This is a genomic window from Caulobacter sp. (assembly GCF_965279145.1).
Taxonomy (GTDB): Bacteria; Pseudomonadota; Alphaproteobacteria; order Caulobacterales; family Caulobacteraceae; genus Caulobacter.
This window is the reverse complement of sequence record NZ_OZ257139.1, coordinates 638,190-651,582: the sequence shown is the minus strand read 5'-3', so window position 1 is coordinate 651,582 and position 13,393 is coordinate 638,190. Positions and strand designations below refer to the sequence as shown.

Below are 13,393 nucleotides of genomic sequence, written 5' to 3'. Positions count from 1 at the left end.
ATGCGGCGAAATCAGCCGCTTGGTTGGTTAATGGGTGAAGACGCCCATCAGCAGGGGACGGGCGAACAGGGCGGCGGCCTCGTCGCGCTCCAGTCCGGGGACCCATGCGCCCAGAGAGGCGGCGGCGTTCAGCATCGAGTTGATCATGTGGGCGGCGATCATCGGATCGACCGCGCGGATCGAGCCGTCGGCCATGCCGTCCGAGATCATCGCCGCGAACCGCTCCGAACCCCGGCCATAGCCCTCGGCCATGTCGTGGCGGATATCGGTGGGCAGGGCGCCCATCGACGAGGCGCGCAGCAGCGGGCCGTGTTCCGACAGCTGATAGGCCACCAGGGTGGCGGTCGCGGCCGACAGCTGATCCCAGGACGTCCCCTTCAGGCCCCGGGCGTCGGCCTGCGACTTGCGGGTCACCGCGAAGGTGCGCTGGAAGCATTCCACCACCAGGGCGTCCTTGTCGTCATGGTGGTGGTAGAACGAGCCCTTGGTCACGTTCAAGGCCGCCGAGATGTCTTCGACTGAGGCGCCGCGATAGCCGCGCTGGTTGATCAGGCGAGTGGCGGCGACCAGGAAGGTCTCGCGCGATTCCTGGCCGTCGGGCGGCAGGGGCGTGGGGTCGGGCAGGGCGGCCGGGGCCCAGGCGCGGCCGGGCGCGGCCAGGCCATGGACCAGGATGTCGTACATCTTGTCGCGAACGCGGTCGTAGTCATCGACGTCGTAGCGCCGCAGCCAGGTGCCCGACCAGAAGACCTGTTCCATCAGAAGGTGGGTGCGGGCGTTGCGCTCGCGCTTTTCCAGATGGTCGAAGGCGTCGCCCTCGAAGAAGCCGCGCACCCGCCGGAACAGGTCGTTGAACGCCCCCAGCACCGAGGCGCGCAGGGGCTCCTTCAGGGCCTTGATCTCGGTGAAGCTGGTCAGGGGCGTGGCCTCGCCCAGGCGCACCCGGCGGTTCAGGTCGAGATAGAGGTCCAGAAACCGGCGCAGCCGCGAGGCCGGATCGGGTTCGTCGGCGGCCTGGCCGATCATGGCGTCGAACCGTTCCAGCCCGCGCAGGAAGCAGGCGGCGGCCAGGTCGTCCTTCTTGCGGTAGTAGTAGGTGACGCTGGTGGTGATCAGGCCCACGCGGGCGGCGACGTCGGCCAGGGTCATGCCGCGCACGCCCTGCCGATTGAGGACAGCCGTGGCCGCGGCCAGGATCGCCTCCTTCTTGCGGGCGTAGCGCTCGGTGGCTACGCCGACGATCCGTCCGTCATCCATTGAAGGGCCTCTGATACACCGGCGTCGCCTGTCGCTGGACTGTATGGTCCAATTTAGGCGCCCGATGGCCCGCGGCCAAGGCCGTGGCCGATTATCCGCAGGATAACCGCCGTAACGCCCGCCAGTTTTTCAGGATTGTTTCAGGACGCCCGCAGAGCAGGCGCCGGAGGGGTGTTCAGCGTCGTCGCGATGGTCTGGATCAGGGCGGCCGGCGACAGGGGCTTGGCGATGGCGCCGTTCATGCCGGCGGCGACGTAGCCGGCCTGCTGGTGGGCCATGGCGTTGGCGGTCATGGCCAGGATCGGTGTCTGGCCCACCGGCCCGTCAAGGGCCCGGATGCGGCGCGTGGCCTCGACGCCGTCCATGCCCGGCATCTGGATATCCATCAGGATCAGGTCGAAGCCGCGCCGGGCCGCCTCGACGCCGCCGGCGCCGTCCTCGGCGGCCTCGACGCTGGCGCCCATGGCCTCCAGCATCCGCGCGGCGATCATCCGGTTGGTGGCGTTGTCCTCGACCAGCAGGATGCGCAGGCCGGCGAACAGCGGCGAGTCGGCTTCTTCCTGCTGGGTCACGGGGCAGGCCCGGTCGGCGTCGATCTCGAGCCAGAAGATCGAGCCCTGGCCCGGCGTGCTGGAAAAGCCGATCTGACCGCCCATCAGCTGGATCAGCCGTTTGGTGATGGCCAGGCCCAGGCCCGCCCCGCCGAAGCGGCGGGTGGTCGAGCCGTCGGCCTGGCTGAAGCGCTCGAACAGGTTCTGGCCCGCCTCGGCGGAGATGCCGACGCCGGTGTCCTGGATCTCGAACCGCAGGCGCGAGCCCGTCGCGGTCGGGGTGGCGGTCAGCCGCACATCCACCCCGCCGGCCAGGGTGAACTTGGCGGCGTTGCCCAGCAGGTTGAACAGGGCCTGGCGCAGGCGCACCGGATCGATCGACACCCAGCCCAGGTCGTCGGGCGTCTCGACCCGCAGATAGAGGCCCTTGTCGCGCGCCTGGGGGCGCAGCAGGTCGGCGACGCCGCGCACCAGGGCGACGGGATCGGTCGGCTCGGGCGCCAGTTCCAGCTTGCCGGCCTCGACCTTGGAGAAGTCGATGATGTCGTTGAGCAGTTCGGCCAGCATGGCTCCGCAGCCCAGCGCCTCGTTCAGCAGCAGGCGCCCGTCGTCCGTGAGATTCTCCTGCTTGAGCAGGTGCAGCACGCCCAGCACGCCGTTCATGGGCGTGCGGATCTCGTGGCTCATATTGGCCAGGAACTGGCTCTTGGCCTCGGCGGCGTCCAGGGCGGCGTCGCGGGCGGCGGTCAGTTCGGTGACGTCCTGGCTGATGCCGATCACGTCCCACATGGACGCGCTCTGGCCGCGCACGCCGCGCCAGGCGGCGCGCATGACGACCCAGGTCTGGTTCTCGGGCTCCATGTAGCGATAGTCGATCAGGCGATAGTCGCCGGTCTGCAGGGTGGCCGAGAAGTTCTCCCACACCCGGGCCCAGTCGTCCGGATGGATGGACTGGGTCATCTCGGCCATGGTCATGGTTCGCGCGCCGCCCTGGGGCGACGATGGGGTGGGGATGTCCTGCTCGAAGACATAGACGCCCTTGCGCGGGTCGAACCGCCAGACATAGACCCCGGCCGCGCCGCGCAGCATCTCGTTGGCGCGCTCGGCCTGCTGGCGGGCGATCGCGCGGGACCGCTCCTCGCTGAAGTCCTGGAAGACCACCAGCAGCACGTCCCGCGACAGCTGCTTGGACTGCGAGCGAACCCAAAGCCAGCCGCCGCCCTTGCGCGCCAGGCGGTGCTCGGAACGCGCGCTGCCCTCGGCGCGCAGCGACCGGTCAAGCTCCTGGAAGATCTCGGTGTCGTGCAGATGGAAGAAGTCGCGCATCAGCCGGCCAAGGGTTTCCTCGGCCGACCAGCCGGTCAGCGCGGTCCAGGCGGGATTGACGCGCGAGATGGCGCCGTTCTCAAGCACGACGAACATGTCGAGGCTGTTCTGGAAGAACCAGTCGGCGGCGGCGTCTTCGGTGCTTGGGGCGCCCTGGTCATCCAAGTGCTTGCCCATCGGCGCTCCCTCGTTTTCAATCACTATGCGTGAGACGGGTAAAGGTAGCGTTGCGTCACAATGCCTCGCCCCGGCGCCAACAACAACGCCGTCGAGCATCGATGGTCGCAGGGGAGTATTCGAGTTGAGCACGCCAGAAGCCGTGGGGCTTTCGTCCGAGCGCCTGAAGCGCATCGACGCCTATATCCAGGAACGATACATCGACACCGGCAAGCTGCCCTGCGCCCTGACCCAGGTCTGGCGGCGCGGCCAGTTGGCCCACACGTCCGTGCTGGGATCGGCCGATGTCGAGCGCGGAACGCCGCTGAAGGCCGACAGCCTGTTTCGCATCTATTCGATGACCAAGCCGGTCACCAGCGTCGCCTTCATGATGCTGGTCGAGGAGGGGCTGGTGGCCCTGGACGATCCCGTCCACCGCTACATTCCAGCCTGGCGCGATCTGGGCGTCTTCAACGGCGGGGTCTCGGGCGCCTTCCAGACCAAGCCGGCTTCAGCGCCCATGCGGGTGATCGACCTGCTGCGCCACACGGCCGGCCTGACCTATGGCTTCCAGCAGCGCACCAATGTCGACGCGGCCTATCGCAAGCTGGAGCTGGACGGCATCAACAGCGGCGGCGACCTGCAGGCGTTCGTCGACGCCCTGGGGACCGTGCCGCTGGAGTTCTCTCCGGGCGAGTCGTGGAACTATTCGGTGGCGACCGACGTGCTGGGCTATCTGGTCGAGAAGATCTCCGGCCAGCCGTTCGACGCCTTCCTCAAGGCCCGCATCTTCGACCCGCTGAAGATGGTCGACACCGGCTTCTTCGTGCCGGAAAGCCAGCGCGCGCGGTTCACCGCCTGCTACGCTCTGACGCCGTCGGGCCGGGTGATCCTGCAGGACGACCCGACCAAGAGCCGCTACCTGTCGGATCCGGCGATGAAGTCGGGCGGCGGCGGGCTGGTCTCGACGGCCGACGACTACATGCGCTTTTGCCGGATGCTGCTGAACGGCGGTGAACTGGACGGCGCGCGGCTGCTCAGCCCCAAGACCCTCAAGCTGATGACCATGAACCACCTGCCCGGCGGCAAGGAGCTGACCGAGCTGTCCAAGTCGCTGTTCAGCGAGGCCGTGTTCGAGGGGCTGGGCTTTGGCCTGGGCTTTGCGATGACGGTGGATCAGGCGCGGACCAAGAACATCGGCTCGCTGGGCGAATATTTCTGGGGCGGCATGGCCTCTACCGCCTTCTGGATCGACCCGGTGGAGGATCTGGCGGTGGTGTTCATGACCCAGCTGATGCCGTCCAGCGCCTATCCGATCCGGCGCGAGCTGCGGACGCTGGTCTATTCGGCGTTCACCGAAAGCGCGGCCTAAAGAAAGCGGCGCGGGAGCCAGGCTCCCGCGCCGAAGTGCGCTTCACTTTGAGTTCGACGCATTGGCCACAACGCGCCGCGTCCACGCGAAATCCACGACTTCGAAATTTCGGGACGCTTGCAAGTCGCGTCCCAAGCCACAGCTCCCACGCGTACGCCCTCCCCCAGCCCGATCGTTCTCTTGAAAGTCGGGGCGAGCCGCGTTCAACGCGCTGTCCGCCCCCACGGACAATCTTGGCTGAAATCACTATTTCGAATTTGTAGTATGTTCTCGACGTCGTCAACGCCGGCTGCTCACAAATCGGGCGCCGCTTCGTCAGGCTGGACATCCGCGTCTGGCCGTGCAGGTTTTGTCTTCAAACAACCGTTCAAAAGAGCAGGGGTGGAACCGCCATGACCGCGATCAACGCCGTCACCGATCTAACTGTCGAAGGCGACATCGGCGTCGTCACGCTGAACTCGCCGCCGGTCAACGCCTTGTCGGCCGCCGTGCGCGAGGGCCTCTCGGGCGCCTTCGACGCCGCCATCGCCGATCCGGCCGTCAAGGCCATCGTGCTGATCTGCGAAGGCAAGACCTTCATCGCCGGCGCCGACATCACCGAGTTCGGCAAGGCCATGACCGGCCCGTCGCTGCAGGACGTGCAGAACACCATCGAAAACTCGCCCAAGCCGGTGATCGCCGCGATCCACGGCACGGTGCTGGGCGGCGGCCTGGAAGTGGCCCTGGTGGCGCACTATCGCGTGGCCGTGCCCTCGGCCAAGGGCGGCCTGCCCGAAGTGAACATCGGCCTGCTGCCGGGCGCCGGCGGCACCCAGCGCCTGCCGCGCATCGTCGGCGTCGAGAAGGCGCTGGAGATGGTCACCAGCGGCCAGCACGTGCCGGCCAAGGCCGCTCTGGCCATGGGCCTGTTCGACGAGCTGGTCGAGGAAGGCAATCTGCGGGCCGGCGCCATCGCCTACGCCCAAAAGGTGCTGGCCGAGAAGCGCCCGCTAGCCAAGGTTCGCGAGCTCAACGCCAAGGTCGAGGCCGCCCGCGGCAAGCCCGAGATCTTCGCCGAATTCCGCAAGGCCAACGCCAAGAAGTTCCGCGGCTTCATGGCTCCGGAAAACAACATCAAGTGCATCGAGGCGGCGGTGAACCTGCCCTTCGACGAAGGCCTGAAGGCCGAGCGCAAGCTGTTCATGGAGCTGATGACCGGCAGCCAGTCGGCCGCCCAGCGCCATGTGTTCTTCGCCGAACGCCAGGCCGCCAAGATCCCCGACGTGCCGGACGACACCGCCATCATCCCCGTCAAGAAGGTCGGCGTGATCGGCGCCGGCACCATGGGCGGCGGCATCTCGATGAACTTCCTCAACGCCGGCATCCCGGTGACGATCATCGAGATGAAACAGGAGAACCTGGATCGCGGCGTCGCCACGATCCGCAAGAACTACGAGAACACCGCCAAGAAGGGCCGCCTGACCCAGGACGACGTCGAAAAGCGCATGGGGCTGCTGACGCCCTCTATGCAGCTGGAAGACCTGGCCGACTGCGACCTGATCATCGAGGCCGTGTTCGAGCTGATGGAGATCAAGAAGGAAGTGTTCGGCAAGCTGGACAAGATCGCCAAGCCCGGCGCGATCCTGGCCTCCAACACCTCGTATCTCGACATCGACGTGATCGCCGCCTCGACCTCGCGGCCCGAGAGCGTGATCGGCCTGCACTTCTTCTCGCCGGCCAATGTCATGCGCCTGCTGGAGATCGTGCGCGGGGCCAAGACCGACAAGTCGGTGATCGCCACCTCGATGCAGATCGGCAAGAAGATCGGCAAGGTCGCCGTGCTGGTCGGCAACTGCCACGGCTTCGTCGGCAACCGCATGCTGGCCCAGCGCCAGCGCGAGGCTCAGAAGCTGATCCTGGAAGGCGCCATGCCCTGGGATGTCGACCGCGTGCTCTACGACTTCGGCCTGCCCATGGGCCCGTTCGCCATGAGCGACCTGGCCGGCCTCGACATCGGCTGGGATCCCGCCAAGACGTCCTCGTCCACCGTGCGTGAAGTGCTGTGCGAGATGGACCGTCGCGGCCAGAAGAACGGCAAGGGCTTCTACGACTACGACGAAAACCGCGTCGCCAAGCCCTCGGCCATCGTCGAGGAAGTGATCCGCGACTTCGCCGAGAAGCGCCAGATCCAGCGCCGCGACATCACCGACCAGGAGATTCTGGAGCGCTGCCTGTACCCCATGGTCAATGAGGGCGCGAAGATCCTCGAAGAGGGCAAGGCCATCCGGGCGTCCGACATCGATACGGTGTGGATCAACGGCTATGGCTGGCCGGTCTATACGGGCGGCCCGATGTTCTGGGGCGAACTGGTCGGTCTCGACAAGGTTCTGGCCAAGATGAAGGAATTCCACGCCACGCTGGGCGAGGACTTCAAGCCGTCGGCCCTGCTCGAGCGCCTCGTGGCCGAGGGCAAGGGCTTCAAGGACGCGTAGCGTTCGGCAACATCCAAAAAAAGCTTGTTATCCCGGCCGCAGCGCAGCGGAGAGCCGGGACCCAGGGGCAACCGCACTGCACCGGCCCCTGGGTCCCGGGTCGGCTTCGCCGCCCGGGATGACAAGAGTTTGCGTTTCAGGAAGAAGCCCATGACCACCATCGCCGCCATGATGACCGCCGACTATGGCGTGATGGGCGACATCCTGCGGTTGCGGACGCAGGAAAGCCCGGACCGTCCGGCCATCATCATGGAAACCGGCGAGACGGTGACCTACGGCCAGTTCGACGCCCTGGTCGACCGGGTGGCGGCGGCGCTGCAACGGGACGGGATAAAGCCCGGCGAGGCGGTCGCGGTCTGCGCCCTGTCGTCTATTCCCTATACGGCGGTGTTCCTGGGCGGCCTGCGGGCGGGTGTCGCGGTGGCGCCGATCGCGCCGTCGTCGACGCCGGACTCGATCGCCGGCATGGTCGCCGACTGCGGAGCCAGGCTGTTCTTCCTCGACGCCGGCGTGGCCGAGGCCCAGAAGCCCGCGCCGGTTCCGGTGCGCCAGATCGCGCTGGACGGCTCAAGCGCGGGCGAGGCCTTCGACGCCTGGCTGGCTCCGGAGGGGGCCAAGCCGACGCCCGTTGAGATCGCCCCCGAGGCGCCGTTCAACATCATCTATTCCAGCGGCACCACCGGCACGCCCAAGGGCATCGTCCAGTCGCACGCCATGCGCTGGAAGCACGTCTTCCGGGGCGACGCCGTCGGCTATGGCCCCACGGCGGTGACCCTGCTGTCGACCCCGCTCTATTCCAACACCACGCTGGTCGTCTTCTTCCCCACCCTGGCGGGCGGCGGCACGGTGGTGCTGATGAAGAAGTTCGACGCGGGCCGGTATCTGGAGCTGGCCCAGACCCACCGCATGACCCACACCATGCTGGTGCCGGTGCAGTACCGCCGCCTGATGGAGCGACCGGACTTCGACAGCCACGACCTGTCGACCACCCACCTGAAATTCTGCACCAGCGCGCCCTTCGCGGCCAATCTGAAGGCCGATGTGCTCAAGCGCTGGCCCGGCGGGCTGGTTGAGTATTTCGGCATGACCGAAGGCGGCGGCACCTGCATCCTGATGTGCCACGAGCACCCGGACAAGCTGCACACGGTGGGCCAGCCGGCGCCGGGCCACGACATCCGGCTGATCGACGAGGACGGCGCGCAGGTCGGGCCCGGCGTGGTCGGCGAGATCGTCGGGCGCTCGGCCGGCATGATGAACGGCTATCATGGCCAGCCCGGCAAGACCGCCGAGGCGACCTGGGTCTCGCCCGAGGGTCTGCGCTTCATCCGCACCGGCGACGTGGGCCGGTTCGACGAGGAGGGCTTCCTGACGCTGATGGACCGCAAGAAGGACATGATCATCAGCGGCGGCTTCAACATCTATCCCAGCGATCTGGAGGCCGAGATCGTCAAGCACGAGGCCGTCGCCGAGGCCGCCGTGGTCGGCGTGCCGTCGGACGCCTGGGGTGAGACGCCGGTCGCCTTTGTCGCCCTGAAGGCGGGCGCGACCGCCAGCGCCGACGAGATCAAGACCTTCGTCAATAGTCGGGTCGGCAAGACCCAGCGGGTGGCGGAGCTGCGCCTGGTCGACGCCCTGCCGCGCAGCCACATCGGCAAGGTCCTGAAGCGCGAACTGCGCGACTCATGGCAGGCTTCGGTTATCGCGTAAGCCTTGGTCCCGCGACGGCGCGCCGCAGTGGGACGAGTGGAATCGGTTGTTACGGTTGCTTAACCATAAGGTGACGCCATAGGGCGCAACCGGTTTCTCGTGGAAGCGCCTGCCCCATGCGTCCTTCGCCCGCCGTCGTCGCTCCCGCCCTGAAGCCGACCAACGTCAAGACGCGCGCGCCTTCCTCGCAAGACGCCGCCGCTCCGGTTGATTTCGACGCCGTCGCCGAAGCTCTCCGCGCCGCCGGTCATGGCCCTGGCCAGGAAGCGGCCCTGATGGCGCGGTTCTGCCGTCCCGTCGCCGTCCGCGTTCTCTCCGATCACACCCAGGCCGTGGCCTCGGCCCTGACCGCCATGGGCGTGCGTCCGGGCGGCGTCTGCGTGGTCTCCGCCCTGGCCAGCGCCGAGACCCTGGCCGGCGTCGCGGCGGCGGGCCTGAAGCCCTGGCTGGTCGATGTCGACCCGTTCAGCTGGATGTTCGACCCCTCGCACCTGCGCGAGCGCCTGCCCGAGGCGCCGGGTCCGCTGGAAGCCATCCTGCCCGCGGGCGCCCACGGCCGCGCGCCCGACCTGCGCGCCTGGGCCGCCTTTCGCGACGAGACCGGCCTGCCGATCCTGGTCGAGGCCGTCGAGGCTTTCGACGTCATCCAGAGCGCCCCGGTGCCGGTCATCGTCGGCCTGCCCAGCGGCGAGGGGGTGTTCGTCGCCTGCGAGGACGCCACCCCGATCGTCACCATGGACGCCCCCCTGTTCGAGGGCGAGGCGGGCCTGGAGCTGTGGCCGCGGATCCGTCCGCGCCTGGCCACCGCCGCCCAGCGCCTGCGGGTGCTGCTGCTGGACGCGCCGATCGGCTTCCAGCCCGGCTGGGGCATGAGCTGGATCTCGCAGTCCTGCGCGCTGAGCGTGCCCGACGACACCGCTCCCGGCGTGTTGTCGCGCCTGGCGCAGGCCGGCGTCGAAGCGACTGGCGTCACCTCGCGCGGTCACGCGATCGCCGATGACACCCCGGTGGCCGATCGCCTGGAGGGCTCGGTCATCGTCGTCCGGATCGATCCGGACCTGGATATCCAGGGGCTGGACGATCTGGCCGATGCGCTGAGGAGCGCCGTGGCGGGTTAGTTCGCCGCCGCGTAGGCCTCGACCCCCGCCACGCGCTCGGCCTTCTCGGCCTCGCTCAGGAACGAGCCCGAGAAGCTGTTCTTGGCCAGGGTCACCAGATCCTCGCGCGTCAGGCCCACCGCCGTCGCCGTGGCCATGTAGTTTTCCAGCAGATAGCCGCCGAAATAGGCCGGGTCGTCGGAATTGACCGTGGCCTTCAGGCCCAGGTCCAGCATGCGCTTGAGGGGATGCTCCTCCAGCGTCTTCACGCCGCACAGCTTCAGGTTCGACAGGGGACAGACCGTCAGGGTCGTGCCATCGCGCACCAGCCGCGCGGTCAGGGCCTCGTCCTCCAGCGCGCGGTTGCCGTGGTCGATGCGGTCGACCTTCACCAGGTCGATGGCCTCCCAGACATAGGCCGGCGGGCCTTCCTCACCGGCGTGGGCGACGACCTTCAGGCCCAGGTCGCGGGCGGCCTGGAACACGCGGGCGAACTTGGCGGGCGGATGGCCGACTTCGGAGCTGTCGAGGCCGACGCCGGCGATCTTGGAGAGCCAGGGCTTGGCCTGTTCCAGGGTGGCGAAGGCGGCGTCTTCGTCCAGGTGGCGCAGGAAGCAGAGGATCAGCTTGCTGGTGACGCCCAGCGTCTTTTCCGCCTCGTCCATGCCGGCCAGCAGGCCTTCCATGACCACGTCGAAGGCAATGCCCCGATCGGTATGGGTCTGGGGGTCGAAGAAGATCTCGGCGTGCGTGCCGCCATCGGCCGCCAGCCGCTTGAAATAGGCCAGGGCCAGGTCCTTGAAGTCGGCCTGGGTGATCAGCACGCCGGCGCCCTGGTAATAGATATCCAGGAAGTCCTGCAGGTTGGAGAAGGCGTAGGCCGCGCGGATCTCCTCGACCGAGGCATAGGGCAGGGTGATCCCGTTGCGCCGGGCCAGCTCGAACATCAGCTCCGGCTCGAGGCTGCCCTCGATGTGCATGTGCAGCTCGGCCTTGGGCAGGCCGCGGACGAAGTCGGTCAGGGCGGTGGTGTCGGTCATGCCGATTCCATCGGACGTTGGCGCGGCGCGGTCAAGGCGACGGTCGCCTATAACGCGCATCCGGCAATCGCGGCGCGCGGTCGCGATCGGCTGGCGGGCGCCCATCCTGGAGACAAATTGTCGCGGCGCGCCAGATTTCAACAACCCTAAACGCTTGCGGCCCTCAACTGGCGCCCGCCTAGGGGAGCGGAGGCCCAATGATCGCTGACGGCTCGACATCGACCTCCGTTGTGGAGGCCACCCTGCAGGCGGCGCTTGACGTGGTGCCCGAGGGGTTCGCGGTGTTTGACGCCGACGACCGGTGCCTGATCTGGAATGCGCGCTATGAGCGCCTCTGGGCCAACTGGGGCGTGACGCTGACGCGCGGGGCGCCGTTCGAGGACATCCTGCGCGCGGGCTTCGCGGCGGGGCGCTATCCGGAGGCCGAGGGCAAGCTAGAGGCCTGGATCGCCGGGCAGCGGGCTCGACGCGCGTTGGACCATTTCGACGAGCTGCGCGAAGAGTTCGGCGAGCACCTGCGGTTCGAGACCCGGCGCACGCCGTCGGGCGGGCTGGTGACGAGCTGCATCAACATCACCGACCTGCGCCGTCGCGAGGCCGAGGCGGTCGCGGCCCAGTCCTTCCTCGACACCGTGGTCGAGAACACGCCGGCCATGCTCTTCGTCAAGGATGGAGAGACAGGCAAGTTCCTGCTGGTCAACCGCACGGCCGAACAGCAGCTGGGGGTGCCCCGCGCCGATCTGCTGGGCAAGAACGACCATGATTTCTTCCCGGAGGAACAGGCTCAGGCCTTCGCCGCCGATGACCGGCGTGTGATCGAGAGCGGTCAGCTGGTCACCATCGACGAGGAGCCGCTGGACACGCCGCACAACGGCCGTCGCTGGCTGCAGACCCGCAAGATCGCCATTCCCGTCGGGAACGACCGTCGTCACCTGCTGGTGATCTGCGAGGACATCACCGAGCGCAAGGCCGGCGCCGCGGCCCTGGCCGAGGCGCTGGAGAAGGCCGAGGCGGGCAGCGTCGCCAAGAGCGAATTCCTGGCCAATGTGAGTCACGAGATCCGCACGCCGCTGAACGGCGTGATCGGCATGGCCGAGGTGCTCAGCCGCACGCCGCTGGACGACGCCCAGCGCGAGATGATGGAGGTCATCCTCAACTCGGGGCGGACGCTGAACCTGCTGCTCAGCGACATCCTGGACCTGTCGAAGATCGAGGCCGGGGCGCTGGATCTGGCGCTGGAGCCCATGAACCTGCGCGAGGCGGTGACCGACGCGGTCGCGGTGTTCCGGGCGGTGGCCGGCGAGAAAGGCCTCGATTTCCAGCTGAGCTTCGCCGACGGCTTCCAGGATCACGTGCTGGGCGACGCCCTGCGGATCCGCCAGATCGTCGCCAACCTGACCAGCAACGCGGTGAAGTTCACCTCCGTCGGCGGCGTGGCCATTCACGCCGAGAGCCGCCTTCGGGCCGACGGGCGGGCGAGCCTGTCGGTGACGGTCCGCGACAGCGGTGAGGGGTTCGACCTGGCGACCGGCGATCGGCTGTTCGAACGGTTCCAGCAGGCCGACGGCTCGGTCACCCGCAAGGTCGGCGGAACCGGCCTTGGCCTGCCGATCGCGCGCCGGCTGGCCCGGTTGATGGGCGGCGACATCGCCTGGACCGCGACGCCCGGCGTCGGAGCGAGCTTCACCTTCACGGCCGTGCTGACGGTCGGTCAGCCCCAGGCCTCGCGGCCGGCCTCCAGCGTCGGGGCGGAGTGGATCGGAGACCGGCGCCTGAGGGTGCTGCTGGCCGAGGACCATCCCACCAACCAGAAGGTGATCGCCCTGATGCTGTCCGACGCCGCCGACGTCACGGTGGCTCACGACGGCCAGGCGGCGATCGACGCCTTCCTGGCCGAGGACTATGACGTGATCCTGATGGACACCCAGATGCCGGTGCTGGACGGTCTGGCCGCCATCGCCGCCATTCGCGCGCACGAACAGCGGCTCGACGCCAGGCCCACACCGATCATCTCGCTGACCGCCAACGCCATGCCGCATCAGGTGCGGGCCTGCCTGGCGGCCGGAGCCGATTTTCACCTCGCCAAGCCGGTCAGCATCCAGGGTCTTTTCTCCAGCCTGACGACCGCGCTCGACGCCTCGGGTCGTACCATCCAGGGCGCCCCGGCCTCGTCGCCCCGCCCATCCTGATCACGCGCCCGCGGGATGCCCGTGGGGGGCAACATGTTGCGTGAGGGCAACAAGCTGTCGCCAATTTCACGCGCCGTTTCGCCCCGATAGGCGCGAGTCCCCGTTTGCGCGGGGATTTAAAAGGCTCTGAATATTGACGAAATGGCGTAAATCGACCTCGAAAGCCGGGTTTTTCGCCAGCGCCACACTCGGGCGCGGGTACGGCAAGTTATAATTTTGTCACGCGA

General features: G+C 67.9%; 8 protein-coding genes and 1 pseudogene. 6 read left to right on the top strand and 3 right to left on the bottom strand.

Annotation, left to right across the window (positions count from 1 at the left end; translation table 11 throughout):
• Nucleotides 1-27 precede the first annotated feature (27 nt).
• Nucleotides 28-1,257, bottom strand: a complete 1,230-nt coding sequence (locus ACQY9P_RS03100) for a TetR/AcrR family transcriptional regulator (RefSeq protein WP_421736717.1) — start codon at nucleotides 1,255-1,257, stop codon at nucleotides 28-30.
• Nucleotides 1,258-1,397: 140 nt separating this feature from the next.
• Nucleotides 1,398-3,311 (bottom strand): ATP-binding protein, encoded by a 1,914-nt coding sequence (locus ACQY9P_RS03095; protein ID WP_421736718.1) that lies wholly within the window; start codon nucleotides 3,309-3,311, stop codon nucleotides 1,398-1,400.
• A 124-nt stretch (nucleotides 3,312-3,435) separates the two neighbouring features.
• On the opposite strand from ACQY9P_RS03095, the gene ACQY9P_RS03090 reads away from it, so the two are divergent.
• The 5 genes and pseudogenes from ACQY9P_RS03090 to ACQY9P_RS03070 all read left to right on the top strand — a co-directional run bounded on the left by ACQY9P_RS03090 (nucleotide 3,436) and on the right by ACQY9P_RS03070 (nucleotide 9,958).
• A complete protein-coding gene (locus ACQY9P_RS03090; RefSeq protein WP_421736719.1) occupies nucleotides 3,436-4,662 on the top strand; it encodes a serine hydrolase domain-containing protein in 1,227 nt (408 codons plus the stop codon).
• Nucleotides 4,663-5,054: 392 nt separating this feature from the next.
• Nucleotides 5,055-7,133 (top strand): 3-hydroxyacyl-CoA dehydrogenase NAD-binding domain-containing protein, encoded by a 2,079-nt coding sequence (locus tag ACQY9P_RS03085; RefSeq protein WP_421736720.1) that lies wholly within the window; start codon nucleotides 5,055-5,057, stop codon nucleotides 7,131-7,133.
• Nucleotides 7,134-7,149: 16 nt separating this feature from the next.
• Nucleotides 7,150-7,287: pseudogene (locus ACQY9P_RS03080) on the top strand (hypothetical protein); the annotation flags it as partial.
• On the top strand, nucleotides 7,284-8,840 hold the full coding sequence (locus ACQY9P_RS03075) for a class I adenylate-forming enzyme family protein (protein WP_421736721.1): 1,557 nt from the start codon (nucleotides 7,284-7,286) through the stop codon (nucleotides 8,838-8,840). The pseudogene ACQY9P_RS03080 and the gene ACQY9P_RS03075, both read left to right, overlap by 4 nt.
• A 116-nt stretch (nucleotides 8,841-8,956) precedes the next feature.
• Entirely contained in the window at nucleotides 8,957-9,958 is a 1,002-nt protein-coding gene (locus ACQY9P_RS03070; protein ID WP_421736722.1) for a DegT/DnrJ/EryC1/StrS family aminotransferase, read from the top strand.
• Here the strand turns inward: ACQY9P_RS03070 and ACQY9P_RS03065 are convergent.
• On the bottom strand, nucleotides 9,955-10,977 hold the full coding sequence (locus ACQY9P_RS03065) for an adenosine deaminase (RefSeq protein ID WP_421736723.1): 1,023 nt from the start codon (nucleotides 10,975-10,977) through the stop codon (nucleotides 9,955-9,957). The two genes, ACQY9P_RS03070 and ACQY9P_RS03065, sit on opposite strands and share 4 nt — an antisense overlap.
• A 197-nt stretch (nucleotides 10,978-11,174) precedes the next feature.
• On the opposite strand from ACQY9P_RS03065, the gene ACQY9P_RS03060 reads away from it, so the two are divergent.
• Nucleotides 11,175-13,166, top strand: coding sequence for a PAS domain-containing protein (locus tag ACQY9P_RS03060; protein WP_421736724.1), 1,992 nt, complete (start codon nucleotides 11,175-11,177; stop codon nucleotides 13,164-13,166).
• Nucleotides 13,167-13,393: the final 227 nt, after the last annotated feature.

Bases quoted from the DNA above. Each gene is read 5' to 3' on its own strand.
- ACQY9P_RS03100 (WP_421736717.1), bottom strand. From the start codon at position 1,257: ATGGATGACGGACGGATCGTCGGCGTAGCCACCGAGCGCTACGCCCGC.
- ACQY9P_RS03095 (WP_421736718.1), bottom strand. From the start codon at position 3,311: ATGGGCAAGCACTTGGATGACCAGGGCGCCCCAAGCACCGAAGACGCC.
- ACQY9P_RS03085 (WP_421736720.1), top strand. From the start codon at position 5,055: ATGACCGCGATCAACGCCGTCACCGATCTAACTGTCGAAGGCGACATC.
- ACQY9P_RS03075 (WP_421736721.1), top strand. From the start codon at position 7,284: ATGACCACCATCGCCGCCATGATGACCGCCGACTATGGCGTGATGGGC.
- ACQY9P_RS03070 (WP_421736722.1), top strand. From the start codon at position 8,957: ATGCGTCCTTCGCCCGCCGTCGTCGCTCCCGCCCTGAAGCCGACCAAC.
- ACQY9P_RS03065 (WP_421736723.1), bottom strand. From the start codon at position 10,977: ATGACCGACACCACCGCCCTGACCGACTTCGTCCGCGGCCTGCCCAAG.
- ACQY9P_RS03060 (WP_421736724.1), top strand. From the start codon at position 11,175: ATGATCGCTGACGGCTCGACATCGACCTCCGTTGTGGAGGCCACCCTG.